This window comes from Xanthomonas translucens pv. cerealis, from assembly GCF_006838285.1.
In the GTDB taxonomy this organism is placed as follows: Bacteria; Pseudomonadota; Gammaproteobacteria; order Xanthomonadales; family Xanthomonadaceae; genus Xanthomonas_A; species Xanthomonas_A cerealis.
Genome location: NZ_CP038228.1, coordinates 760,247 through 784,160, shown reverse-complemented (window position 1 = coordinate 784,160; position 23,914 = coordinate 760,247). Strand labels below are relative to the sequence as shown.

General features: G+C 68.0%; 24 protein-coding genes. 19 read left to right on the top strand and 5 right to left on the bottom strand.

Annotated features, from left to right (window positions below; genetic code table 11):
* Nucleotides 1–266: 266 nt before the first annotated feature.
* On the top strand, nt 267–950 hold the full coding sequence (locus E4A48_RS03385; RefSeq protein ID WP_039005484.1) for a DUF3108 domain-containing protein: 684 nt from the start codon (nt 267–269) through the stop codon (nt 948–950).
* Nucleotides 951–1,056: 106 nt separating this feature from the next.
* On the opposite strand, the gene E4A48_RS03380 is transcribed toward E4A48_RS03385, so the two are convergent.
* From E4A48_RS03380 to E4A48_RS03370, 3 genes are read right to left on the bottom strand one after another with little or no spacing between them, the layout of a single operon-like run.
* Nucleotides 1,057–1,386 carry a hypothetical protein gene (locus E4A48_RS03380; RefSeq protein ID WP_039005485.1) on the bottom strand — a complete coding sequence of 110 codons (330 nt, stop codon included), beginning with the start codon at nt 1,384–1,386 and terminating at the stop codon, nt 1,057–1,059.
* Nucleotides 1,383–2,657, bottom strand: coding sequence for a UDP-N-acetylglucosamine 1-carboxyvinyltransferase (gene murA, locus E4A48_RS03375; protein WP_142741892.1), 1,275 nt, complete (start codon nt 2,655–2,657; stop codon nt 1,383–1,385). The genes E4A48_RS03380 and murA overlap by 4 nt, the downstream gene beginning before the upstream one ends.
* Nucleotides 2,658–2,710: 53 nt before the next feature.
* A complete protein-coding gene (locus E4A48_RS03370) occupies nt 2,711–2,941 on the bottom strand; it encodes a BolA family protein (protein ID WP_003478139.1) in 231 nt (76 codons plus the stop codon).
* Nucleotides 2,942–2,993: 52 nt separating this feature from the next.
* On the opposite strand from E4A48_RS03370, the gene E4A48_RS03365 reads away from it, so the two are divergent.
* From E4A48_RS03365 to E4A48_RS03285, 17 genes are all read left to right on the top strand, one after another.
* On the top strand, nt 2,994–3,995 hold the full coding sequence (locus E4A48_RS03365) for a KpsF/GutQ family sugar-phosphate isomerase (protein ID WP_058196689.1): 1,002 nt from the start codon (nt 2,994–2,996) through the stop codon (nt 3,993–3,995).
* Nucleotides 3,996–4,086: 91 nt separating this feature from the next.
* On the top strand, nt 4,087–4,635 hold the full coding sequence (locus E4A48_RS03360) for a KdsC family phosphatase (RefSeq protein WP_039005488.1): 549 nt from the start codon (nt 4,087–4,089) through the stop codon (nt 4,633–4,635).
* Complete coding sequence (lptC, locus tag E4A48_RS03355) at nt 4,632–5,198, top strand: LPS export ABC transporter periplasmic protein LptC (protein ID WP_039005489.1); 567 nt, start codon at nt 4,632–4,634, stop codon at nt 5,196–5,198. Before E4A48_RS03360 ends, lptC begins: the two co-directional genes overlap by 4 nt.
* The gene (gene lptA, locus E4A48_RS03350; RefSeq protein ID WP_039005490.1) at nt 5,176–5,775 is read left to right on the top strand and encodes a lipopolysaccharide transport periplasmic protein LptA; all 600 of its coding nucleotides are present in this window, start codon (nt 5,176–5,178) and stop codon (nt 5,773–5,775) included. Before lptC ends, lptA begins: the two co-directional genes overlap by 23 nt.
* A complete protein-coding gene (gene lptB, locus E4A48_RS03345; protein WP_064538881.1) occupies nt 5,775–6,494 on the top strand; it encodes an LPS export ABC transporter ATP-binding protein in 720 nt (239 codons plus the stop codon). Before lptA ends, lptB begins: the two co-directional genes overlap by 1 nt.
* Before the next feature lie 43 nt (nt 6,495–6,537).
* Nucleotides 6,538–7,986 (top strand): RNA polymerase factor sigma-54, encoded by a 1,449-nt coding sequence (locus E4A48_RS03340; protein ID WP_142741891.1) that lies wholly within the window; start codon nt 6,538–6,540, stop codon nt 7,984–7,986.
* Between the two features lie 57 nt (nt 7,987–8,043).
* On the top strand, nt 8,044–8,361 hold the full coding sequence (hpf, locus tag E4A48_RS03335) for a ribosome hibernation-promoting factor, HPF/YfiA family (RefSeq protein ID WP_003478125.1): 318 nt from the start codon (nt 8,044–8,046) through the stop codon (nt 8,359–8,361).
* A 39-nt stretch (nt 8,362–8,400) separates the two neighbouring features.
* The gene (locus E4A48_RS03330; RefSeq protein WP_039005493.1) at nt 8,401–8,856 is read left to right on the top strand and encodes a PTS sugar transporter subunit IIA; all 456 of its coding nucleotides are present in this window, start codon (nt 8,401–8,403) and stop codon (nt 8,854–8,856) included.
* Nucleotides 8,853–9,803: an HPr(Ser) kinase/phosphatase gene (gene hprK, locus E4A48_RS03325; protein WP_039005494.1), complete on the top strand. Its 951-nt coding sequence runs from the start codon at nt 8,853–8,855 to the stop codon at nt 9,801–9,803. Before E4A48_RS03330 ends, hprK begins: the two co-directional genes overlap by 4 nt.
* Nucleotides 9,800–10,678: an RNase adapter RapZ gene (rapZ, locus tag E4A48_RS03320; RefSeq protein WP_039005495.1), complete on the top strand. Its 879-nt coding sequence runs from the start codon at nt 9,800–9,802 to the stop codon at nt 10,676–10,678. The genes hprK and rapZ overlap by 4 nt, the downstream gene beginning before the upstream one ends.
* 214 nt (nt 10,679–10,892) lie before the next feature.
* A complete protein-coding gene (locus E4A48_RS03315) occupies nt 10,893–11,285 on the top strand; it encodes a PTS sugar transporter subunit IIA (protein WP_039005496.1) in 393 nt (130 codons plus the stop codon).
* Complete coding sequence (locus tag E4A48_RS03310) at nt 11,278–11,547, top strand: HPr family phosphocarrier protein (RefSeq protein ID WP_003478115.1); 270 nt, start codon at nt 11,278–11,280, stop codon at nt 11,545–11,547. The genes E4A48_RS03315 and E4A48_RS03310 overlap by 8 nt, the downstream gene beginning before the upstream one ends.
* Nucleotides 11,548–11,605: 58 nt before the next feature.
* Entirely contained in the window at nt 11,606–13,315 is a 1,710-nt protein-coding gene (ptsP, locus tag E4A48_RS03305; protein WP_039008820.1) for a phosphoenolpyruvate--protein phosphotransferase, read from the top strand.
* A 278-nt stretch (nt 13,316–13,593) separates the two neighbouring features.
* Nucleotides 13,594–14,952: a magnesium transporter gene (gene mgtE / locus E4A48_RS03300; protein ID WP_003478109.1), complete on the top strand. Its 1,359-nt coding sequence runs from the start codon at nt 13,594–13,596 to the stop codon at nt 14,950–14,952.
* 242 nt (nt 14,953–15,194) lie between these two features.
* Nucleotides 15,195–16,028 (top strand): carboxylesterase family protein, encoded by an 834-nt coding sequence (locus tag E4A48_RS03295; protein WP_039005498.1) that lies wholly within the window; start codon nt 15,195–15,197, stop codon nt 16,026–16,028.
* Between the two features lie 178 nt (nt 16,029–16,206).
* A complete protein-coding gene (locus E4A48_RS03290) occupies nt 16,207–16,656 on the top strand; it encodes a hypothetical protein (protein WP_039008822.1) in 450 nt (149 codons plus the stop codon).
* Nucleotides 16,657–16,968: 312 nt separating this feature from the next.
* On the top strand, nt 16,969–18,231 hold the full coding sequence (locus E4A48_RS03285) for an arsenic transporter (RefSeq protein ID WP_176717083.1): 1,263 nt from the start codon (nt 16,969–16,971) through the stop codon (nt 18,229–18,231).
* A gap of 389 nt (nt 18,232–18,620) precedes the next feature.
* On the opposite strand, the gene E4A48_RS03280 is transcribed toward E4A48_RS03285, so the two are convergent.
* Nucleotides 18,621–20,006: an amino acid permease gene (locus E4A48_RS03280; RefSeq protein WP_039005499.1), complete on the bottom strand. Its 1,386-nt coding sequence runs from the start codon at nt 20,004–20,006 to the stop codon at nt 18,621–18,623.
* A 664-nt stretch (nt 20,007–20,670) separates the two neighbouring features.
* On the opposite strand from E4A48_RS03280, the gene E4A48_RS03275 reads away from it, so the two are divergent.
* A complete protein-coding gene (locus tag E4A48_RS03275; protein ID WP_039005500.1) occupies nt 20,671–21,153 on the top strand; it encodes a hypothetical protein in 483 nt (160 codons plus the stop codon).
* 268 nt (nt 21,154–21,421) lie between these two features.
* Here E4A48_RS03275 and E4A48_RS03270 read toward each other — a convergent pair whose 3' ends face one another.
* Complete coding sequence (locus E4A48_RS03270; protein ID WP_039005501.1) at nt 21,422–23,668, bottom strand: methyl-accepting chemotaxis protein; 2,247 nt, start codon at nt 23,666–23,668, stop codon at nt 21,422–21,424.
* Nucleotides 23,669–23,914 lie beyond the last annotated feature (246 nt).

Genomic DNA, 23,914 nt, shown 5'->3' with positions numbered 1-23,914 from the left:
ACAGCGCACGAACCAGAACCCACATTGACATCAAACCTGGTTCAGCAGCATGTTTATCGCCCCGCCCAAAATGGCATGCAATTAATTAAATACCAAGCATGGAGCATCTCAGGCACGACGCGCTTTGCGTTTCACGGATAGTTGGCGGCAGAAACGCATCGCTGCAGAGTACTAATGGCATAGCAATACCGGCACGCCGTTTGCACGCATGAAGGCGGTCAAGCACCGCATCGATCTGCTTAAACCAACATAAGAGGAGTATAAAGATGTCACGCATCTCAGGTCCTTTGTCCGCCCTAACGGCCGCAGTACTGAGTCTGGCAAGCGTATCAGCCATGGCAATCGAGCCATTCCAAGCAAAATACCAAGCCAATTACCTGGGTGCGCAAGCCGCGGGCACCATGACCCTGACCAAAAATGGCAGCGACCAGTGGACCTATAACCTCGATGTCAAAAATATTTTTATCCAACTCAACCAAACCACTGTATTCGATACAGCGACTGGTCGTTTACGCCCACTCTCCAGCGATGATGTATTGAAGACCTTGGGCAACAAGAGCGAAGCGCTTGGCCAATACGACTGGAACAGCCTGCAAGCGACCTGGTCGGGCAACGTCACATCCGAGCAAAGTGTTCCGGTGCCACTGACGATTGGCGACCTGAACCCGTTGCTGGTGAATCTGGCGATCGTAAGCGACGTCAACGCAGGCAATCCTCTGAGCTACAACATCGTGAACCTGGGCAAGACGCAACAGACGACCTATGAGGTGGTCGGCACCGAAGCGGTCAGCTTCAATGGCAAGATCGAGAATGCGACCAAAATCAGCTACACCAATGGCAGCAAGCAGACCCTGGCCTGGATCGTGCCAGACGCACCGGCTCCTGTACGCGTCCAGCAAACCGACAACGGCAAACAAACCCTGCTTCTGGTCATGACCTCACTGAACTAAACAAGCAGCCATCACGGAAAAGGCGGGCCGCATGGCCCGCCTTTTTCTTTTCCCCTACTCGGGTAAGCAGCGCGCGATGCGCGGACAGCGCCAACGCACGGATGGCTCATGGCGTCTTTGTCGCCTGCGGCTGCTTGCCCGCCGGCACGAAGTTGGTGCGGCAATCCACCCGGATCTGCGCGCCGCTGTTGCGCCAGTAGAAGGTGCTGCACTGGCGCGGGCCGTCCTGGGTGCGGGTCACGCCGACCGCGTAGAACGCCTGCGCGACCTCGCTGCGGCTGACCTGGCCGTCGCCGTTCCAGTCCATGTCGCGCTGTTCGATGCCCTGGGTGATGGCGATGCCCGCGTACCAGGCATAGCCGACCCAGGCCAGCACCAGGATCACCACCGCCAGCAGCACCTTGCGCCGGCGGGTGAAGCGGCCGCTGAGGATCATGCGATGCGCCGGATCGACGCGCCCAGCGCCCCCAGCTTCTCCTCGATGTTCTCGTAGCCACGGTCCAGGTGGTAGATGCGGTCGATGGTGGTGTCGCCGTCGGCGACCAACCCGGCCAGGATCAGCGAGGCCGAGGCGCGCAGATCGGTGGCCATCACCGGCGCGCCGCTGAGCCGCTCGGTGCCGCGCACGATCGCGGTATGGCCTTCGACCTGGATGTCCGCGCCCAGGCGCAGCAGCTCGTTGACGTGCATGAAGCGGTTTTCGAAGATCGTCTCGTTGATCACGCCGACGCCGTCGGCCACGCAATTGAGCGCCATGAATTGCGCCTGCATGTCGGTCGGGAACGCCGGGTACGGCGCGGTGGTCAGGCTGACCGCGCGCGGGCGCTTGCCGTGCATGTCCAGGCGGATCCAGTCCGGGCCGGTCTCGATGCTGGCGCCGGCCTCGCTCAGCTTGTCGAGCACCGCGTCGAGCGTGTCGGCGCGCGCGCGGCGCACGGTGACGCTGCCGCCGGTCATCGCCGCGGCGACCAGGAAGGTGCCGGTCTCGATGCGGTCGGGCAGCACCGCGTGGCGGCCGCCGGACAGGCGCTCCACGCCGTGCACCACGATGCGCGAGGTGCCGGCGCCTTCGATCCTGGCGCCGAGCGCGATCAGGCAGTCGGCCAGGTCGGTGACTTCCGGCTCCATCGCCGCGTTTTCCAGCACCGTGGTGCCGTCGGCCAGGGTCGCGGCCATCAGCACGTTCTCGGTGCCGGTGACGCTGACCATGTCGAACACGTAGCGGCCGCCCTTCAGCCGGCCGTTGCTGGTGGCCTTGATGTAGCCGTTCTCGACGCTGATCTCCGCGCCCAGCGCCTGCAGACCCTTGATGTGCTGGTCCACCGGCCGCGAGCCGATCGCGCAGCCGCCGGGCAGCGACACTTCGGCCGCGCCGAACTTGGCCAGCAGCGGCCCCAGCACCAGGATCGAGGCGCGCATGGTGCGCACCAGCTCGTACGGCGCCACGTGCTGGTCGACCTTGCGCGGATCCACGGTGATCGCGCTGCCGCGCGCCAGGGTGCCTTCGTCGATGGTGACTTCGGCGCCCAGTTCGACGAGCAGCTTCACCGTGGTGATCACGTCGTGCAGCTGCGGCACGTTGGTGATCTCCACCGGCGCATCGGCCAGCAGGGTCGCGCACAGGATCGGCAGTACCGCATTCTTGGCGCCGGAAATGTTCACTTCACCGTGCAGCGCATTGCCGCCGGTCACTACGATTTTGGCCATGGGTCTCGTGGGATTGGAAAATGAAGAAACGGAACGGAACGCGGGGATGCAGCTCAGCCGGCCTGCTCGGGGGTCAGCGTGGTCAGCGCCAGCGCATGGATCGCCCCGCCCATCAGCTCGCCCAGCGTCGCGTAGACCATGCGGTGGCGGGCCAGCGGCAGCTTGCCGGCAAACGCGGCGCTGACCACGGTGGCCTCGAAGTGCACGCCGTCGTCGCCCTGCACCTGCACGCGCGCGCCGGGCAAGCCGGCCTCGATCAGTTTACGGATGGTTTCGGCGTCCAACGGGCTTTCCTAATAAAATGATCGGCCATTCTACCCTCCGACCGGCATCCGCATGGCTGCATCGCCCCTGTCCCCCGCCGCGATCGACGACGCCAGCCTGGTCGCCAGCGGCCGCCGCGTGGTCGAGATCGAGCAGGCCGCGCTGGGCGCGGTCGGCGCGCGCATCGGCGCCGCGTTCGCCGCCGCCTGCCGGCTGATCCTGGCCTCGCGCGGACGCGTGGTCGCCACCGGCATGGGCAAGTCCGGGCACGTGGCGCGCAAGATCGCCGCCACCCTCGCCTCCACCGGCACCCCGGCGTTCTATGTGCATCCGGGCGAGGCCGGGCACGGCGACCTGGGCATGATCACCGATGCCGACGTGGTCCTGGCGCTGTCCTATTCCGGCGAATCCGACGAGATCCTGATGCTGCTGCCGGTGCTCAAGCGCCAGGGCAACGCGGTGATCGCGATGACCGGCCGCGCCCAGTCCACGCTGGCGCGCGAGGCCGACCTGCACCTGGACATCAGCGTGCCGGCCGAAGCCTGCCCGCTGGATCTGGCGCCGACCTCCAGCACCACCGCCTCGCTGGCGCTGGGCGATGCGCTGGCGGTGGCGCTGCTGGACGCGCGCGGCTTCACCGCCGACGATTTCGCCCGCTCGCACCCGGCCGGCAGCCTGGGCCGGCGCCTGTTGCTGCACATCACCGACGTGATGCACGGCGGCGACGAACTGCCGCGGGTACGCGAGGACGCCAGCCTCAGCGAAGCGCTGGTGGAGATGAGCCGCAAGCGCCTGGGCATGACCGCCGTGGTCGATGGCGACGGGCGCCTGCTCGGCCTGTTCACCGACGGCGACCTGCGCCGCACCCTGGACAGCGCGCTGGACGTGCGCCAGACCCGCATCGCTGAGGTGATGACCCGGCAGCCGCGCACGATCGGCGCCGACCAGCTCGCCGCCGAGGCCGCACGGCTGATGGAAACCCACAAGATCAACGGCTTGATCGTGGTCGATGGCGCCGGCCGCGCGGTCGGCGCGCTCAACATTCACGACCTGTTGCGCGCCAGAGTGGTTTAACAGCCTGAACTTGTTCACCGCCTGCCGGCGCCCTGCGCCGCTGGCCCTGGCCTGCTGGAAAGCCGGCCTTCCCGCCCCGATATAGTGAACCATGTCCTATTCCCCGCTGGCCGACCTTTCCGCCGACTTGATCGACCGCGCCGCCCGCATCCGCCTGGCGTGCTTCGACGTGGACGGCACGCTGACCGACGGCCGCCTGTACTACGACCGCGACGGCAACGAGAGCAAGGCGTTCAACGTGCTCGACGGCCAGGGCCTGGTGCAGCTGCGTCGGCACGGCATCGAGGTGGCGCTGATCACCGCGCGGCCCAGCCTGGCGGCGGAGAAGCGCGGCCAGGAACTCGGCCTGCTGGTGCAGATCGGGGTCAAGGACAAGCGCGCCGGGGTGCAGGCGCTGTGCGACGCACGCGGGCTGAGCCTGGAGCAGGTGTGCTTCATGGGCGACGACCTGCCGGATCTGGCGCCGCTGCGCGTGGTCGGCCTGGCGGTGGCACCGGCCAATGCACACCCGTGGACCGCCGAACACGCGCACTGGCTGACCCGCGCCCGCGGCGGCGAAGGCGCCGCGCGCGAGCTGTGCGACGTGCTGCTGGCCGCGCAAGGCCACGTCCCCTCCCTGCTGCAGGAGCATGGCGCATGAACTGGCGCACCGTTCTCGGCGGCCTGTTGCTGGTCGCAGCGCTGGTCAGTGGCTGGTCGGCCTGGCACCAGCGCAGCAAGCGCGTACCGAGCACCGACGCCGAGGCCCGTTCGGACTACATCGCGCACGATTTCCAGATCGTCGCGCTGGACAAGCAGGGCAAGGAGTCGATGACCCTGCGCGCGCCGCAGATGGAACGCAGCCGCGCCGACCAGACCATGGCGATCGAGACCCCGCTGTTCCTGCTGCCGGACGCCAATGGCCAGCACTGGGAAATGCGCAGCAAGACCGGCTGGGTCAGCGCCGACGGCAACGAACTGCGCCTGCGCGGCGACGTCGCCGGCGACAGCCCCAAGGTGCCCAGCATCCCGCCCACCACCTTCCGTACCCAGAGCCTGGACGTCTTCCCGCAGACCAGCACCGCGCGCACCGCCGAACCGGTCACCATGACCCGGCCCGGTATGATGCAATCCGGCGTCGGCTTCGAGGTCGACTTGAAGTCCCGGCAGTACAAGCTCCTTTCACAGGTCAAGACCCGCTATGAACCGAACGCTGCCCGCTAAGCTCGCGCTGCTCGCCCTGCTGCTGCCCGCACTGGCGATGGCCAAGTCGACTGATCGCAATCAGCCGATGGACATCAACTCCAACGCCAGCGATTGCAACCTGATCGACGACAACGGCAAATGCCACCTTTCCGGCAACGTGGTCATCATCCAGGGCACGCTGGAAGTGCATGCCGACACCGCCGACATCTTCCGCAAGAACGGCGACATCGACCGCGTGCTGTTCAAGGGCAAGCAGGCGACGCTGAAGCAGGAAATGGATGACGGCTCGCCGATGGACGGCGTCGCCGACAACATCGATTACACCATGTCGAACGACACGGTGATCCTCACCGGCAACTACCGCATGACCTCGCCCAAGGGCACCAATGCCGGCCAGCGCATGGTCTACAACACCAAGACCGGCGACATGCAGGGCGGCGGCGACGGCACCCGCGTGCACACGGTGATCCAGCCGAAGAACGCGGCGCCAGCAGGCGCCCCGGCTGCCGGCGCCAAGCCGGCCGCCAAACCCGCTGCCAAGCCCGCCGCGACGCCGGCCAAGCCCACCACGCCGGCCAAGCAAGGAGGCCAGTGATGCTGCTCGCCGAAGGCCTGCGCAAGCGCTACAAGCAGCGCGAGGTCGTGCGCGAGTTCGCACTGACCCTGGACGCGGGCGAAGTGGTCGGCCTGCTGGGCCCCAACGGCGCCGGCAAGACCACCTGCTTCTACATGATCGTCGGCCTGGTCGAGGCCGATGCCGGGCGCATCGTGCTTGACGGCAACGACATCACCGCGCTGCCGATGTACAAGCGCGCCAAGCTCGGCGTCGGCTACCTGCCGCAGGAGCCGTCGGTGTTCCGCAAGCTCAGCGTGGCCGACAACATCCGCCTGGTGCTGGAACTGCGCGAAGACCTGGACGACGCCGGCCGCGAGCGCGAACTGTCCTCGCTGCTGGACGAACTGCAGATCGGCCACGTCGCCGAGCAGCTCGGCGCCAGCCTGTCCGGCGGCGAGCGGCGCCGCTGCGAGATCGCCCGCGCGCTGGCCGCCAAGCCGCGGCTAATGCTGCTCGACGAACCCTTCGCCGGCGTCGATCCGATCTCGGTCGGCGAAATCCAGCGCATCGTCACTCACCTCAAGCAACGCGGCATCGGCGTGCTCATCACCGACCACAACGTGCGCGAAACCTTGGGAATCTGCGACCGGGCGTATATCCTCAACGAGGGCAGCGTGCTGGCGCAGGGGGCGCCGGAAGCATTGCTGGCCGATAGCGACGTGCGCCGCGTCTACCTCGGGGAAACCTTCAGGCTGTGACCGCGCGGGCGTCGCGCCACGCCCTTTCCCGTTCGACACAGGCATGAAAGCACGGCTGCAGACATCGCTGGGACAGCATCTGGTCATGACGCCGCAGTTGCGGCAGGCGATCAAGCTGTTGCAGATGTCCAGCGCCGAACTGGAAGTGGAGATCGCCGAGGCGGTGGAGAGCAATCCGCTGCTGGAATGGTCCGAAGACGCCGCGCCCACGCTCGATGTCGCCGGCGCCGGCCGCGCCGAAGGCGAGGCCGAGGTCGCGCCGCCGGCCGGTGATACGCTGGACAACGTGCCGCAGCACGACGGCGACGACTGGTCCGATGCCGAGCCGGTCTGGAGCAGCGGCAGCGCTGGCTCGTTCGACGACGACGACGACATGGGCAGCGCCGCCGAGCGGGTCGCCGAACCCGATACGCTGATCGACCACTTGCTGTGGCAGCTGCACCTGTCGCACCTGTCGCCGCGCGACCGCAGCATCGGCGCGGCGCTGATCGACGCGCTCGACGACGACGGCTACCTGCGCGAACCGCTGGCCACGATCGCCGAGACCTTGCAGCCGGACATCGTCGCCGAGGAGGAGGAAATCGGCACCGTGCTGCACCAGATCCAGCGCTTCGACCCGGTCGGCATCGCCGCGCGTACGCTGGGCGAATGCCTGAATTTGCAGCTGAACGTGCTGCCGGCGGACACGCCCGGGCTGGAGCTGGCGCGCACGATTGCCAACGGCCCGCTGGAGAAGCTGCCGCGCAGCGGCATCGCCGGCATCGCCCACGAACTCAAGCGCCCGGCCTCGGCGGTGGAGACCGCGGTCACTCTGCTGCGCTCGCTGGACCCGCGCCCGGGCAAGCAGATCGGCGAACTCAGCGCCGACACCTACGTAGTGCCCGACTGCGTGGTATGGCGCCAGCGCGGCGTCTGGCATGCGGCGCTGGCCGGGCACGCGCGTCCCAAGGTCACCATCCACCGCGGCTACGAACAGCTGATCCGCCAATGCAGCGAAAGCGACGCCGGCTACCTGCGCGGCCAGCTGCAGGAAGCGCGCTGGCTGCTGAAGAGCCTGGAGGCGCGCGGCGAGACCCTGCTCAAGGTGACCCGCTGCCTGCTGCGCCAGCAGGCCGGCTTCCTCGAATTCGGCGAACAGGCGCTGCGCCCGCTGACCCTGCGCGAGATCGCCGGCGAACTGGGCCTGCACGAGAGCACCATCTCCCGCGCCATCGCCCGCAAGTACGTGCGCACCCCGCGCGGCACCATCGCGCTGCGCGCCTTCTTCGCCTCGGGCATCGACACCGACAGCGGCGGCGAAGCCTCCAGCACCGCCATTCAGGCGATGATCCGGCGCCTGATCGAGGCCGAGAACCCGCGCAAGCCGCTTTCTGACGCCAAGCTGGCCGACCTGCTGAAAGCCGCCGGCGTGCCTGTAGCGCGGCGCACGGTTGCGAAGTATCGTGAGGCCATGAACATTTCCGCTTCCCACGAACGCGTCCGCATCGGTTGAGCGTCGGCGGCAAGCGGCAATGGTTCATAAGCTGAATCCCGAACCAAGGAGTATCCGATGCGTATCGAGACCTACGGCCAGCAGATCGAAGTCACCCCCGCCTTGCGCGAGTACGTGGAGACCAAGCTGCAGCGGCTGAAGCGGCATTACGAGGAAACCATCGAGGTCCGCGCCCAGCTGGCGCTGCGCAAGCCCGACCATCACGTCGAGGCCACCGTCAACGTTCCCGGCCGCACCCTGCATGCCGATGCCAGCGCGCAGACCATGTACGCGGCGATCGACCTGCTCGCCGACAAGCTCGACCGGCTGATCATCAAGCACAAGGAAAAGAAACAGGACCACCACGCCGCCGAGGTGCGCGACAATATCGTGTGATCCCGCACACGTTCCTCCCGCCATGCCCTTGAGCGATCCATGCCTCTGACCGAGCTGTTAGCGGCCGTCCGCACCCAGGTGCTGCCGGCCGCCGATCGCGACACCCTGCTGCGCACCGCCGCCGGCCTGCTGGCCTGTCCGCAAGCCGGCTTCGAGGAACTCTTCGCCAGCCTGCGCGAGCGCGAACGGCTCGGCAGCACCGCCATCGGCCATGGCATCGCCATCCCGCACGGCCGCGCCCCGCATCTCGATGCCCCGCGCGGCGCCCTGCTGCGCCTGGAGCAGCCGATCGATTTCGACGGCAACGGCAGCCAGGTCGACCTGATCTTCGCCATGGCCGTGCCGGCGCACTACACCCACCAACACCTGATGCTGCTGTCGGAACTGGCCGAACAGTTCTCCGATGAGGGCTTCCGCGAGGCGCTGCGCCGCGCTCCCGACGCCGCCGCGCTGCACGCGCTGCTCGGCGGCACGCCTCAGGCCAGTGCCGCGTGAACACCAGCATCACCGCCCGCGAACTGTTCGACCAGCAACGCGAGCGGCTCGGCCTGCGCTGGCTGGGCGGGTACAAGGGCGAGCACCGCGAGCTGGAAGCCGGCAACGCGGTGTCGCGGCGCCCGTCGCTGGCCGGCTACCTCAATACGATCTACCCGAACAAGGTGCAGATCCTCGGCACCGAGGAACTGGCCTGGCTGGATTCGCTGGATGCGCGCCAGCGTTGGGAGACTATCGAGAAGATCGTGCAGGTGCGGCCGCTGGCGCTGGTGATCACCAAGAACCAGTCGTGCCCGGAAGACTTGCGCGCGGCCGCCGACGAATCCGACACGCCGCTGTGGGTCTCGCCCAAGCGCGGCCACGAACTGCTCAACCACCTCTCCTACCACCTGGCGCGCACACTGGCACCGCGGGTGATCCTGCATGGGGTGTTCATGGAGATCTACTCGATCGGCGTGCTGATCACCGGCGAAGCCGGCTCTGGCAAGAGCGAGCTGGCGCTGGAACTGCTCAGCCGCGGCCATCGGCTGGTCGCCGACGACGCCCCGGAATTCACCCAGATCGCCCCCGACGTGCTCGACGGCACCTGCCCGGAACTGCTGCAGGACCTGCTGGAAGTGCGCGGCCTGGGCGTGCTCAACGTGCGCGACATGTTCGGCGACACCGCTGTAAAGAAGAACAAGTATCTTCGCCTGATCGTGCACCTGACCCGGCCCATGACCGAACCGACCCCATATGGCTACGAGCGCCTGACCGGCGATTCCGGCACACGCCACGTGCTCGACCTGGACGTGCCGCTGATCACCCTGCCGGTGATGCCTGGGCGCAACCTGGCGGTGCTGACCGAGGCCGCCACGCGCCTGCACATCCTGCGCACCAAGGGCATCGACCCGGCGGCGATGTTCATCGCCCGCCACAGCAACCTGCTGGAACGGCGCACGCCATGAACGCGGTGGCGAACACCTCCACCCTGGTGATCGTCAGCGGCCTGTCCGGCTCGGGCAAATCGGTGGCGCTGAAGACTTTCGAGGACCTGGACTACTACTGCGTCGACAACCTGCCGCTGGAATTGCTGCCGGCCTTCGTGAAGAGTCTGGTGCGCGACGACGTCGGCCCCGGCAAGCTGGCGGTGGGCATCGACGTGCGCAGCCGCCACAGCGACCTGGCGCAGCTGGCGCGCTGGCGCGAGGCGGTGGCGCAGTTCGGCCTGGACGCGCGGCTGCTGTTCTTCGACGCCACCGACGAGGCGCTGATCAAGCGCTACGCCGACACCCGCCGCCGGCACCCGTTGTCGCACCTGGGCCTGTCGCTGCCCGAGGCGATCGAGCGCGAACGCGCGCTGACCGAACCGCTGCGCCGCGAGGCCGACGCGGTGATCGACACCAGCGCGCTCAACGTGCACCAGCTGCGCCGACGGGTGACCACCGAATTCGCGCTGACCCACGAGAACAGCCTGTCGCTGCTGTTCGAGTCCTTCGCCTACCGGCGCGGGGTGCCGGCCGAAGCCGACTTCGTGTTCGACGCACGGGTACTGCCCAATCCGCACTGGGATCCGCAACTGCGCCCGCTGACCGGCCGCGACAGCGGCGTGCGCGACTACCTGGACGCGCAACCGGAGGTGCAGCAATACACCGGGCAGATCGTCGACCTGCTCGACACCTGGCTGCCGCGGCTGCGCAACGACACCCGCAGTTACGTCACCATCGCCTTCGGCTGCACCGGCGGCAAGCACCGCTCGGTGTACCTGGCCGAACGCCTGGCCAGCCACGCGCGCGAACAGGGCTGGCCGGAAGTGGCGACGTTCCATCGGGAGCAGGACTGAAAGCCGGGACCGGGGACCAGGGACCCGGGGACTTGATCGCGAGCGCGTGCATTTTCTGCGCTCGAATAGTCGCTGTCGCTGGCATTGCAATAACGACGCGCGGATCGCCAACCGCGCCCCACACTCCAATTTTGCTTTTTCGGGTCCCTGGTCCCTGGTCCCGGCAACACCCCAACCATTCCCTGCGCCCCGCCCAACCTGTTAACGTTCCTCAATGGCCTGCGGCATTCTCCTGATTACTCATCCCGGTGTGGGCGCGTCGCTGTTGAGCGTGGCCACCGGATTATTGCGGCAGTTGCCGCTGAAGACCGAAGCGTTCGAAGTGCCGCTGGATGCCGATCTGGATGCACTGCTGCCGCAGGCGTCGGCGGCGTTGCGGCGGATCGACGGCGGCGACGGCGTGCTGGTCGTCACCGACCTGTACGGCGCCAGCCCGAGCAACCTGGCGGCGAAACTCGCGCGCCTGGGCACCCCCGTGCGGCGCGTCTCGGCGCTGAGCCTGCCCATGCTGCTGCGGATCATGAACTACCCAGAACAGGGACTGGACCAGTTGCCAGCGACCGCGGCCGCTGGCTCGCGCAACGGCGTGGTGATCGACGATGCTTGAACGCGAACTCATCGTCTCCAACCGCCTGGGCCTGCATGCGCGCGCGACCGCCAAGCTGGTGCAGATGCTGTCCTCGTTCCGCTGCAACGCCACGCTGGCGGCCAAGGGCCGCGAGGTCAACGCCAAGAGCATCATGGGGGTGATGCTGCTGGCCGCCGCGCAAGGCACGCCGGTGACGGTACGGGTGGACGGCGCCGACGAAGCCGACGCGCTGGAGGCCGTGGTCGGCCTGTTTGAGCGGCGCTTCGACGAGGACAGCTGAGCATGCGGCGCCGGCCGCCGCAGGCGACGACGCGGCCGTGCCGACGCGGGCGCGCGCGGTGAGCCTGCGCATCGCCGGCCATGGCGCCTCGCGCGGCAATGCGCTGGGCCGCGCGCGCGTGCGCCTGCCGCATGCGCTGGACGTGGCCGAACAACGCATCGCTGCCGCGCAGATTCCCGAGGAACTGGAACGCCTGCACTTGGCGGTGAACGCCGCGCGCGAGGAAATGCACGGCCTGCGCCAGCGCCTGCATGGCGCCCTGGCCAAGGAGGTCGGCGAGTTCCTCGACCTGCACGCACTGCTGCTCGACGACCCGGAACTGCTGCACGGCCTGGACGAACTGATCCGCACCGGCCGCTACAGCGCCGACTACGCCTTGCGCCTGCAGCGCGACCGCCTGGCGACCGTGTTCGACGCCATGGAAGACGCCTACCTGAAAAGCCGCATAGACGATCTGGACCATGTGATCGGGCGCATCCACGCGTTCCTGCAGAAGCGCCAGCCCGACAGCGCCGGCCTGGCTGGCGAGATCCTGGTGTGCGAGAACGTGGCGCCGTCGGAACTGGCGCAACTGCAGGCGCAGGGCGTGGTCGGCATCGTCACCAGCGCCGGTAGCGCGCTGTCGCACAGCGCGATCCTGGCGCGCAGCCTGCACCTGCCGCTGGTGGTCGGCGTCGCCGATGCGCTGCAGAAGATCAACGACGGCGACGTGCTGATCGTCGACGGTGTGCAGGGCGCGGTGATCGTCGAACCCACGCCCGACGACCTGCGCGACTACCGTACCCGCGTGCGCGACCAGGCCAGACTGCAACGCGGCCTCGGCAAGCTGCGCAGCAAGCCCAGCCGCACTCTGGACGGGGTCGATATCGTGCTGCTGGCCAACGCCGAATCGCGCGAGGACGTGGCCCGCGCGCATGCGCTCGGCGCCGACGGCCTGGGCCTGTACCGCACCGAATTCCTGTTCCTGCAACGCGACGCGCTGCCCGACGAGGAAGAGCAGTTTCGTACCTACCGCGACGCGGTGCTGGGCATGAGCGGGCGGCCGGTGACCATCCGCACCCTGGACCTGGGCGCGGACAAGGCCGACCGCACCGGCCTGACCATGAGCAACGAGCAGAACCCGGCGCTGGGCCTGCGCGGGGTGCGCCTGTCGCTGGCCAGGCCCAAGGTCTCGGACACGCAACTGCGCGCGCTCCTGCGCGCCTCCGGCTACGGCCCGGTGCGGGTGCTGCTGCCAATGATCAGCGCGCGCGAGGAGATCATGGCGATGCGCCGCCATCTCAGGCGCATCGCCGCGCAGCTGCGCGGCGAAGGCCACGCCATCGCCGAACAGGTGCAGCTCGGCGCGATGATCGAGGTGCCGGCCGCGGCGATCGCGCTGGACACTTTCATCGACGCCATCGACTTCCTGTCGATCGGCACCAACGATCTGGTGCAATACCTGCTGGCTGCCGATCGCAACAACGAAGCGCTGGGCGAGCTGTATTCGCCGCTGCACCCGGCGGTGCTGCGCCTGATCGCGCAGGTCATCGCCACCGGTCAGGCCCACGCCAAGCCGGTGGCGGTGTGCGGCGAAATCGCCGGCGACCCGGCGCTGACCCCGATCCTGCTGGCGCTGGGCCTGTGCGAGTTCAGCCTGCACCCGGCGACGCTGCTGGAAGTGCGCCGGGTGATCCGCGACACCGACCTGCAGGCGCTGCGCCTGCGCGGCGCCAAGTTGCTGCAGGCGCGGGATCGGAAGGGGATCGAGCGGTGGTTGGCTGGTTGAGTCGGGACCGGGGACCCGGGGTCTTGATCGCGAGCGCGTGCCTTCTTATGCCTTGCAACGCAGGCATCACCATCAACACAACGCGCGCCGAGGAAATGCAGATCACCTATCGCGCCCTGCAACGCGCGCGCTTTTGCGTTTGCTCTTCCGGGTCCCCGGTCCCCGGTCCCGTCTCCACAGCACTGTGCTTCCCGCAACATGCAGGCGATAATGTCGCAATGAACATCTGACCCACCGCACGCCGTCGGCGCGCGGCCTTCCACTTTCAGGAGCAGCGCATGGCCGATGCCGTCCGCCACGACAAGACCGCGCGGCAGTTGCGTTTGCTGTCCGATGCGCTGGACAGCGGGCGCCTGGGCCCGGTGCGGCGGCTGGTCAATACGCTGGCCCCGGCCGAGATCGGCAACCTGCTCGAGTCGCTGCCGCCCGGCAAGCGCGTGGTGGTGTGGGGCCTGGTCGATCCGGAAGACGACGGCGAAGTGCTGCTGCACGTCGGCGAGGAAGTGCGCGAAAGCCTGCTCGCGGACATGGACCCGGACGAGATCGTCGCCGCAGTCGAAGACCTGGACATCGACGACCTGGCCAACCTGGTCGAGGACCTGCCCGACACGGTCATCGACGAAGTGCTCAAGTCGATGGACCGCGAGAACCGCGAGCGCCTGGAACAGGTGCTGTCCTATCCCGAGGACAGCGCCGGGCGCCTGATGAACCCGGACGTGGTCACCGTGCGCGCCGACGTCAACGTCGACGTGGTGCTGCGTTACCTGCGCCTGCGCGGCGAACTGCCGGACCACACCGATCACCTGTTCGTGGTCAGCCGCCGCCACCAGTACCTGGGCCGGGTGTCGCTGGCCGCGCTGGTCACCCACGAAGATTCCACCCCGATCAACCGGCTGATCGACGACGAGCAGCCGGCCATCGACGTGGGCGAAGGCGCCGACGAGGTCGCGCGGCAGTTCTCCGACCACGACTGGATCTCCGCGCCGGTGGTGGACGACAACAACATTCTGCTCGGTCGCATCACCATCGACGACGTGGTCGACATCATCCGCGACCAGGCCGAGCACCAGGCGATGAGCGCCGCCGGCCTGGACGAGGACGAGGACATGTTCAGCCCGGTGCGGCGCGCGTTCCGGCGCCGCCTGCTGTGGCTGACCATCAACCTCGGCACCGCGTTCATCGCCTCCAGCGTAGTCAGCCAGTTCGAGGGCACCATCTCCAAGCTGGTGGCGCTGGCCGCGCTGATGCCGATCGTCGCCGGCATGGGCGGCAACGCCGGCACCCAGGTGCTGGCGCTGATGGTGCGCGGCCTGGCGCTGGGCCAGATCGGCGCCTCCAACTTCGCCGTGCTGCTGCGCAAGGAACTGGCGGTGGCGCTGATCAACGGCCTGGCGCTGGGCATCGGCCTGGGCCTGATCGTGCTGGCGTGGTTCAAGCAGCCGCTGCTGTCGCTGGTGATCGGCTCGGCGCTGACCATCAACCTGCTCACCGCCGCGCTCGGCGGCGTGCTGGTGCCGCTGACGCTCAAGCGCCTGGGCTTCGATCCGGCGCTGGCCGGCGGGGTGATCCTGACCACCTTGACCGACGTGATGGGCTTCCTCAGTTTCCTCGGCCTGGCCACGCTGGTGCTGCTGTAGCCCAATCCAGGTGGCCTACGCATTGCCGCGAACGCCAGCGCATTGCCGCGCAGCGCAGCGCACCTGTATCGGCTGTCTCGCCAGCGCCTGCCGAGCCGCGCCGACCCGCCCGCGCAAGCAGGAACGCCGCGCGGCCAGCGCCTGACTGGCGCATGTCCGGCCCCCGGCCCTGGCAGCACGCCGCTCTGTCGCCGAAGCGCCTGGACGCAGATACTGGAGCTCTCCACCGCCGAGGGCCGCCCATGTCGATGCGTTCGTTGCTGATGCTGCTGTGCCTGTCGATGGTCGGTTGCAGCAGCCTGCCCAGCGACCCGGCCAGTGGCCATTTCGTATCGCGCCAGCTGACCGTGGGCGGCCGCCTGTACCGCTACCAGGTGTTCGTGCCGGCGCCGCCGTTGCGCCGGGGTCCGCTGCCGGTGGTGCTGTTCCTGCACGGTTCCGGCGAGCGCGGCAGCGACGGCCGGCAGCAGGCCGATTCTGGCGTGGGTCCGTACCTGCGCCGCCACCTGGCCGACTTCCCGGCGCTGGTGGTGATGCCGCAGGTGCCGGACGATGAGGAATGGAACGGGATCAACGCGACCATGGCGCTGCAGGCGCTGGATGCGGCCAGCGCCGAATTCGGCGGCGATCCGCAGCGCACCTCTCTGACCGGCATGTCGATGGGCGGCTACGGCACCTGGGAGATCGCGCTGCAGCAGCCGCAGCGCTTCGCCGCGCTGGTGCCGGTGTGCGGCGCGATCCTGTCCCCGCATGAGGACCGCGAATACCTGGTGGTGACTCCGGTGGCCGAGCTGCCCGATCCCTACAGCGCACTGGCCGAGCGCCTGCAGCGGATCCCGGTGTGGATCTTCCACGGCGCCGAGGACGACGTGGTGCTCCCGCACGACGACCGCAAGATCTACCGCGCGTTCAAGAATCTGGACGCCGACGTGCGCTACACCGAATACCCCGAAGGCAACCACAACGCCTGGGACACCACCTACCGCAACCCGAAGATGTGGCAATGGCTGTTGGCGCAGAAGCGCGGCGCCGACACCGCCGACGCAGCACCGGAAACCGCGACCGGTGGCAGCTGAGCCGGCAGCGCGAACGGGCACCTCTTGCAGCGCGTCACCCCCTATAGGGCTTCAGCCGCGACCGAAACCGAACCACAGACGGCAGCCGCGACCAGCCACTGCCCCCCCTCGGCAGCGCCGCATCCACGCGCGCGACAAAGCCATGTACAGTCCGCGCTCGCTCCTTCCCGCGCCGCCCATGGCAACCGACCCCGCCTTCGCCCACGCCGACTTCCTCGCCCGGCTGCAACGCCTGGACCCGAGCGCCGCCGGCCTCGCAGATGCCGCGATCCCGCCGCTGCTGAGCGCCACTTTCAATCCCGCCGCACCCTGGCGGCTCAGCGACACTGGGCAATGGCTGCTGCAGTCGCTGCAGGCCAGGCAGGCGCTGCTGCAGGCCGCGCACGCCACCACGCTGTCCGCCGATGCCCTGCGCCGCGACCAGAAGTTCGCGCCGCCGGGACGGCCATCACTGCACTTGGTGCAGTTGCGCCAGCAGCAGGCAGCCGCGCAGCAGGCCACGTGGCGTGCAAAGCAGGACTTCGCCCAGGCCGCGGCAGGCTTCGTCCGCAGCGCCGGCCTGTCGCCGCCGGCCAGGCTGGGCCTAAGCGCCTTTTTGCAGGGGTGGATCGATCGGTACGTGCGGTAGCGGTAGCGGGACCGGGACCGGGACCGGGACCGGGACCGGCAGGAGCATGACGGCTCAAGCACCGTGTGCAAGGCGCAATCGCGGCCTATTCGCCCCCTCGCCCCCTCGCCCCCTCGCCGCTTCTCCGGGTCCCAGGTCCCGAGTCCCGCGTCTCCCAGCTTGCTATCCTTGCCGGCCATTTTCTTCCACGCCGCCGCACGCGCCGATTACCGCCATGTCCAGCCTGCCCCACGCGTCCGCCACGGACCGCGCCACCGCCCTCGCTCGCCGCCGCGTGCCGGCGCCCTGCACGACCGCACCGGCGGCATGCGCATGCTGAGCGGACACGCGGCCAATGTCGCCACCTGGAGCATCTGCGCCGCGGCCACCGCCGGGGTGATCGCGCGGCCGTTCAAGCTGCCCGAGGCACTGTGGGCGGTGGGCGGCGCGCTGCTGCTGATGGTGCTCGGGCTGATGCCCGGCGCCGAGGCCTGGCACGCGGTAGTGAAGGGCTACGACGTCTACCTGTTCCTGATCGGAATGATGCTGCTGTCGGAAACCGCGCGCGCCGAAGGCCTGTTCGACTGGGTGGCGATGCACGCCGTGAACCTCGCCAAAGGCTCGCCACGGCGCTTGTTCGCGGTGGTGTTCGGGGTCGGCATCGTGGTCACCGCATTCCTGTCCAACGACGCCACGGCGGTGGTGCTGACCCCGGCGGTGTACGCGGCCGCGCGCAAGGCCGGGGCCAAGCCGCTGCCGATGCTGTTCGCCTGCGCGCTGATCGCCAACGCCGCCAGCTTCGTGCTGCCGATCTCCAATCCCGCCAACCTGGTGCTGTACGGCGGCACCATGCCGACGCTAGGTGCGTGGATGGCCGCGTTCGCGCTGCCCTCGCTGCTGGCGATCGCGGTCACCTTCGGCATGCTGTACTGGGCCGAGCGCAAGGACCTGCGCGGGCGCTGCGCCGAACGCGTGGACACGGTGCCGCTAAGCCGCGGCGGCGCGTTCGCGCTGGCCGGCATCCTCGCCACCGCCGCGCTGCTGGTCGGCGTCTCCGCGCTGGGCCGCGACCTGGGCCTGCCCACCTGCCTGGCCGGCCTGGCCACGCTGGCCGCCGTGTGCCTGGGCGGTCGGCAATCGCCGCTGCCGCTGGCGCGGGCGGTGTCGTGGGCGGTGCTGCCGCTGGTGGCCGGGCTGTTCGTGCTGGTCGAGGCCTTGTCGCGCACCGGCGTCATCGCCTGGCTCGCGCAGACGCTGTCCGCCGCCGCCGTGCAGTCGCCGGTAGCCACGGCCGGTGCGGCCGGCACGCTGCTGGCGTTCGCCTCCAACCTGATGAACAACCTGCCGGCCGGCCTGATCGCCAGCACCACCATCGCCCAGGCGCATCCGCCGCAACTGGTCGTCGATGCGTTGCTGATCGGCGTGGACCTGGGACCGAACCTGTCGATCACCGGCTCGCTGGCCACCATCCTGTGGCTCACCGCGATCCGCCGCGAAGGCGAGGACGTGGGCTTCTGGCGCTTCCTGAAAGTCGGCGCGCTGGTGATGCCGCCGGCGCTGCTGTGCGCACTGGGCGCGCGGCTGCTGCTGGGCTGAGCCGCCACCACGCGTGTGTAGGAGCAACTGTCTTCAGCCGCGACGAGCGCAGTGGTGAATGTACCCAACCGGCATGCAGTCGGCACTGAAGTCCCTCCCACAAGCGGCCTCGCAACTCCAAGGCGCCGGTGAAGCCCTTGTGGGAGCGACTTCAGTCGCGACGAGCGCAGCGGCGGGCCTTGCGGCTTCGAACGTTGTCGCGGCGGAAGTTGCTCCTACAGTGCGCCCAGCAGGCGATCCGCAGGCCGTGTAGAAGCGGCTTCAGCCGCGACGAACGTGTGAGCCAAGGGCTTTGCGTTCTCGCAAGAAACACAGCGCTCTTCAAGCCTTCGTCGCAATGCCTGGCATCGGGTCGCGGCTGAAGCCTCCTACAGGAAAAGCGGGACGCCCTATCCTGCCCGCCCGGCGCGCCGCCGCCGCGCCACGCCGCTGATCAGCGCGATCGCCGCGGTCAGCGCGGCCATCGACAGGAATTGCGCGCGGGTGTCGGGCGAGGCCACCAGCAGGCCGAAGATCAGCGCCAGGATCGCCAGCGCCAGCACGGTCAGCAGCGGATAGCCGCGCATGCGGAACGGCAAGCGCGTCCCGGCGCGGTCGGCGCGCGCGCGCAGGATCAGCTGCGACAGCAGCGAGATCGTCCACACCAGCAGGCAGGTCGCGCCGACGATGTTCAGCAGCGTCGGCAGCACACGATTCGGATACAGCAATTCCAGCACCGCGGCGACGAAGCCGAACAGCACGCTGGCCAGCACCGCCAGCCGCGGCACCTGCTGGCCGTTGGTGGCGCCCAGCACGCGCGGCGCCTCGCCGCGCTGCGCCAGCGAAAAGATCATCCGCGAGGCGCCGTACAGATTGGCGTTGAGCGCCGACAGCAGCGCGATCACGGCGATCAGGGTGATGCCGGTGGCGGCGCCAGGAATCTTGGCCGCCTGCAGCACCGCGGCGAACGGCGAACTCAGCGCCTCGCTCTGCCATGGCACCACCGCGATGATCACGCTCAGCGAGCCGATGTAGAACACCAGGATGCGCCAGGCCACGGTGCGGATCGCGCGCGCGATGCTGCGCTCCGGGTCAGCGGTCTCGGCCGCCGCCACCGCTACGATCTCGGTGCCGCCGAAGGCGAACACCACCACCAGCAGCGCTGCGCCGATCCCGGCCAACCCTTTGGGCGCGAAACCACCGTTGCCGGTGACGTTGGACCAGCCCGGCGCGGCCACATTCGGCAACCAGCCGGCCAGCAACGCCACGCCGACCAGGATGAAGCCGACGATCGCCACCACCTTGAGGATCGCGAACCAAAATTCGAACTCGCCGAAATTGCGCACGCCGAGCAGGTTGATCGCGGTGAAGGCGGCCATGAACACCACCGCGACCAGCGGCACCGGCAACGCCGGCCACACCGTGGCCAGCAAGCCGGCCGCACCTACCGCCTCGGCGGCGATCACGATCACCAACTGTAGCCACCACAACCACCCCACCGTCGCTCCCGCAGTGGCGCCCATCGCGTCGGCGGCATACACCGAGAACGCACCGCTGGCCGGCTTGGCCGCGGCCATCTCGCCCAGCGCGTTCATCACGATGATCACCAGCGCGCCGGCGACCAGATAGGAGATCAGCACCGCCGGCCCCGCCGCGTGCACGCCGACGCCGGAGCCCAGGAACAAGCCGGCACCGATCGCGCTGCCCAGCCCCATCATGATCAGTTGCCGCGGCTTCAGCGCATGGCGCAAGGTGGACGCGGCGGCGGGACCGGGAGGCATGGACGGATGCGGCATCGGGTTCGTCGATTGACAGGAATCCGGACACGATACCGCGTCGCGATGGCGCCGTGCTCGCCGTGCGCAGCAGCCGATCCTGAGCGGGTCGCGCCACGTCTTCGAATCCCGCAGCGGCCGATGGACGCGCATGGCCTGCGCTCAGCGGCACCGAGCGTGCAGCGCAGCGTCTGCGCTGGCGAGCGGCGACTGGCCCGCCCCATCGCGATACGCTGGTCGCGCCTGGCGGACCGCCGCTGCGTCGCTGCCACTGGCGCATGCCCATCGCTCCGTCCTTCGCTCCCCTCCCCTGCCCTCCCGCCCTTCGCAACCCGCCTGCGCACGCGCAAGCGGGGCACGACCTGCACGGCCGACAAGCGGCATCCGAAGTTCGGAGATACAAAACCGCAGGATTTCTCCATATTCTCCGCAAATCATTGATTTTACATATTGACAGCGATACTAACGTCAGAAATACTGAACAAAGCGTCGAGTTGGAAGCAGTGCTCGACGACCGGCGTAGCGCCGCCCAAAGGCACTACGCCGGTCGCCCGGTACGGCTCCGCCCGCACGCGCGACGGCAGGCCAGGAGATGGCCTGCACCGAGCGGCTCGGCCGGAATGGACCACGGCTGCCGCCCGACCCATGCGCAACGGTCCGCTGCATCCAGACAAGGAGAGACACCATGAACAAACCCCTGTTGACCCTGGCCGTTCTGGCCGTCGCATTCACCGCGACGCAGACCCATGCCACCGGGCAGAAGCTCGAAGCCAACGACACGATCCAAGGCCTGGGCGAACGCGTCCCGGCCGGCAAGAAGAACGTCAGCCTGTCGCCGCTGTTCAAGGTCTACACGTTCGAGAAGTCCGGGCTGACCTTCGCCCAGATCAACTCGTCGAAGGACGAGGTGATCACGGTCATGGCGGTCACCCCGGGCGCCCAATCGCGCCTGCCGATCGGCTTGGCCGCACAGGAGCCGCTGATCGTCGTCAACGACGAGAAGGACCGCCCGCTCGGCATGGTCACCGCCGCCGCGAGCTGCCCGTGCAGCGCCACCGTGGTTTACCAGGACTCCAAACAGATGATCGTCGTGGTCTACGGCTCCAACGGCGAATACATCACCTCGTACGTGCTCCCGCGCACCAATTCGACTGCTCCGACGGGTTGACACGGCCACACCTGCAGCAGCGCCGTGGCCGGCAACGGTCGCGGCGTTTTCGTTGTGGGCCAGGCGTTCCATGACAATCCGTCGCCATCCGCATTCTTGATCACCAGCAGACGGCCTTGGTCGGTCGGAACGATCGGGTCATGAATCACGAAGACCTGACAGGGGACACAGCAGATCATGCCGATCCAACGCCATTCGCCACGCGGCAGATGTGCCGCGACGATGGGCCGCCCTCGCGCTGGAAGGCGGCAAACAGCGCATGCGCGGCTCAGAACTCCTGCCAGTCCTTGTCGGTGCCCATGGCAGCGACGGCCGACAGGCGACGCGCAGCGGTCGGCGCCGGCGCCGGCGCTGCACGGGCATAGCTCCTCGGCTTCGGTGCGATCGCCAGGGTCGGCTGACGCAGCGGTGCTGCGGTCTCCTCCAGCTTGAACAGGGCCACCGCCTGCGAAAGTTCGGTCGCTTGCTGTTCCATCGACCGCGCCGCGGCGCTGGCCTCTTCCACCAGGGCCGCGTTCTGCTGAGTGCTCTCGTCCATCTGGGTCACGGTCTGGTTGACCTGCTCGATGCCGGCGTACTGCTCCTGCGAGGCCGAGGAGATCTCGCTCATGATGTCGGTGACGCGCTGCACCGAGGACACGATCTCATGCATGGTCTTGCCGGCCTGGCCGACCAGCGCCGAGCCTTCGGCGACGCGGCTGACCGAGTCGTCGATCAGTTCCTTGATCTCCTTGGCGGCGCTGGCCGAGCGCTGCGCCAGGGTACGCACTTCCGAGGCGACGACGGCGAAGCCGCGACCCTGTTCGCCGGCGCGCGCCGCTTCCACCGCGGCGTTGAGCGCCAGGATGTTGGTCTGGAACGCGATGCCGTCGATGACGCTGATGATGTCGGCAATCTTCTTGGACGAGGTCTCGATGCCGCTCATTGTGGTCACCACCTGGCCGACCACGTCGCCGCCCTGCGAGGCGACCGAGGCGGCGCCGACCGCGAGCTGATTGGCCTGGCGCGCGTGCTCGGCGTTCTGCTTCACGGTGGAGGTCAGTTCCTCCATTGAGGCTGCAGTTTCCTCCAGGCTCGCGGCCTGCTGTTCGGTGCGCCGCGACAGGTCGTCGTTGCCGGTCGCGATCTCGCTGGCCGCGGCATTGATCGACACCGCCGAATGCTTGATCCGGCCGACGATCTCGGCAAGCTGCTCGGCCGTGGCATTGGCGTCGTCGCGCATCTGCGCGAACACGCCGCGGAACTCGCCGTGCATGCGCGCGGTCAGGTCGCCGGCGGCGATGGACTGCAGCAAGGCCGACAGCGACTGCAAATTGCCGTCGGCTGTGGTCATCAGCTGGTTGAGGCTCTCGACCATGACCCGGAAGTCGAACTGGAAACGCTCGGCGTCGCCGCGGGCGCTGAAGTCGCCGTTGGCAGCGGACTGCGCCAGCTGCCTGATCTGGCCGTTCATCGCCGACAGGTTGGCCTTCACCTCGTCCATGGTCTGGGTGAATGCCGCTTTCTCGCCGGGCAGGCGGTCCATGTCCTGGCTGAGGTCGCCGATCGCGTAACGGCCCATGATCTGCGCCAGCTTCAGCTGCACCGAGACATGCGAATCGACCACGCTGTTGGTTTCCGCCGCCATGCGACCGTAGTCGCCGGGGAACACCGCCACATCCATGCGGTAGCTGATCTGGCCGGCGTCATGGCGCTTGGCCATGTCCAACTGTGCGGCGATCAGGTTGCGCAATTGTTCCTGCATGCCATGCATCGCGCTCAACAAACGGCCAGTTTCGTCGTTGGACGATGTTTTCACGTCGTTGTCCAGTTCGCCGCGCGCGATCGCTTCCGCGGCGCGCGTGGCGCGGCCCAGCGGCACGGTCAGGCTGCGGGTGATCAGCCAGGCAAGCAGCGCGCTGACCACAACCACCGCCACGCCGCCGCTGATCAGCATGACGCGGCCGCGATCCATCGCCAGATTGGCATCGGCATAAGCCTTGGCACCACGCTTGTGCTGCCGCTCCGAATACACGTCGATCGCCTGCTGCCACTTCTCGGTGGCGGGTCCGGCCTCCTTCATCAACACCGTGAGCGCCAGATCGTCCTTGTCCTCCATGCCGAGGTCCAGCACCTTTTGATTGGCCGCGCGGGTAAGCGCGTAGCGGTCATCGATCTCCTTGCGCATGTGCGCGGCAGTGGAATCCGAAACCGGAATCGCATAGAGCCTGTCGTGGTTATCGCTGTAGCGCGCACGCTCGCGCTCGATGGCTTTGGCGAACTGGAGGTTCTGCCCGCGCGTGGTCGGCAGGACGATGTTGCGCAGGTTGATGGCCACATCCGAACTGGCCTTCTGCATCTCGCCGACGTAACCGAGGATGGTCAGGTTGCGCTTGACGATGGTTTCCATGCGGTCGCGCGCCTGCGCCAGGGTCATCAACCCGGCGACAACGAGCGCGCAGGAAAGCAGGATGAGCACACCGAACGCCGCAGAGAGCCGCGTGCCGACGTTGTAGCGCTGAAGAAATCCGATCATGGGACACCTATTTAGGGGAAAGGAAGTGAGACTGCGCCACGGCTTACAAACATGCGGAACCTGGCACAAAATAGAAAATGCACAACAGTGCTGGCACGGCTGGAAAACAGTTAAAATTGGTTAAGCTTAGGCCTGCCGAGCATAAGACCGCTGTCGATGCTTGGGCGATGTAACGGCGGCGGCCACAGATTCTTGATGCGCAATTGCGCATGTTTTTTTGAATGCCGTTACATAGGTGAGCGGCAT

Coding starts and splice junctions, on each gene's coding strand:
- E4A48_RS03385 (WP_039005484.1), top strand. CDS start 267: ATGTCACGCATCTCAGGTCCTTTGTCCGCCCTAACGGCCGCAGTACTG.
- E4A48_RS03380 (WP_039005485.1), bottom strand. CDS start 1,386: ATGATCCTCAGCGGCCGCTTCACCCGCCGGCGCAAGGTGCTGCTGGCG.
- murA (WP_142741892.1), bottom strand. CDS start 2,657: ATGGCCAAAATCGTAGTGACCGGCGGCAATGCGCTGCACGGTGAAGTG.
- E4A48_RS03365 (WP_058196689.1), top strand. CDS start 2,994: ATGGCTGCATCGCCCCTGTCCCCCGCCGCGATCGACGACGCCAGCCTG.
- E4A48_RS03360 (WP_039005488.1), top strand. CDS start 4,087: ATGTCCTATTCCCCGCTGGCCGACCTTTCCGCCGACTTGATCGACCGC.
- lptC (WP_039005489.1), top strand. CDS start 4,632: ATGAACTGGCGCACCGTTCTCGGCGGCCTGTTGCTGGTCGCAGCGCTG.
- lptA (WP_039005490.1), top strand. CDS start 5,176: ATGAACCGAACGCTGCCCGCTAAGCTCGCGCTGCTCGCCCTGCTGCTG.
- lptB (WP_064538881.1), top strand. CDS start 5,775: ATGCTGCTCGCCGAAGGCCTGCGCAAGCGCTACAAGCAGCGCGAGGTC.
- E4A48_RS03340 (WP_142741891.1), top strand. CDS start 6,538: ATGAAAGCACGGCTGCAGACATCGCTGGGACAGCATCTGGTCATGACG.
- hpf (WP_003478125.1), top strand. CDS start 8,044: ATGCGTATCGAGACCTACGGCCAGCAGATCGAAGTCACCCCCGCCTTG.
- E4A48_RS03330 (WP_039005493.1), top strand. CDS start 8,401: ATGCCTCTGACCGAGCTGTTAGCGGCCGTCCGCACCCAGGTGCTGCCG.
- rapZ (WP_039005495.1), top strand. CDS start 9,800: ATGAACGCGGTGGCGAACACCTCCACCCTGGTGATCGTCAGCGGCCTG.
- E4A48_RS03315 (WP_039005496.1), top strand. CDS start 10,893: ATGGCCTGCGGCATTCTCCTGATTACTCATCCCGGTGTGGGCGCGTCG.
- E4A48_RS03310 (WP_003478115.1), top strand. CDS start 11,278: ATGCTTGAACGCGAACTCATCGTCTCCAACCGCCTGGGCCTGCATGCG.
- mgtE (WP_003478109.1), top strand. CDS start 13,594: ATGGCCGATGCCGTCCGCCACGACAAGACCGCGCGGCAGTTGCGTTTG.
- E4A48_RS03295 (WP_039005498.1), top strand. CDS start 15,195: ATGTCGATGCGTTCGTTGCTGATGCTGCTGTGCCTGTCGATGGTCGGT.
- E4A48_RS03290 (WP_039008822.1), top strand. CDS start 16,207: ATGGCAACCGACCCCGCCTTCGCCCACGCCGACTTCCTCGCCCGGCTG.
- E4A48_RS03285 (WP_176717083.1), top strand. CDS start 16,969: ATGCTGAGCGGACACGCGGCCAATGTCGCCACCTGGAGCATCTGCGCC.
- E4A48_RS03280 (WP_039005499.1), bottom strand. CDS start 20,006: ATGCCGCATCCGTCCATGCCTCCCGGTCCCGCCGCCGCGTCCACCTTG.
- E4A48_RS03275 (WP_039005500.1), top strand. CDS start 20,671: ATGAACAAACCCCTGTTGACCCTGGCCGTTCTGGCCGTCGCATTCACC.
- E4A48_RS03270 (WP_039005501.1), bottom strand. CDS start 23,668: ATGATCGGATTTCTTCAGCGCTACAACGTCGGCACGCGGCTCTCTGCG.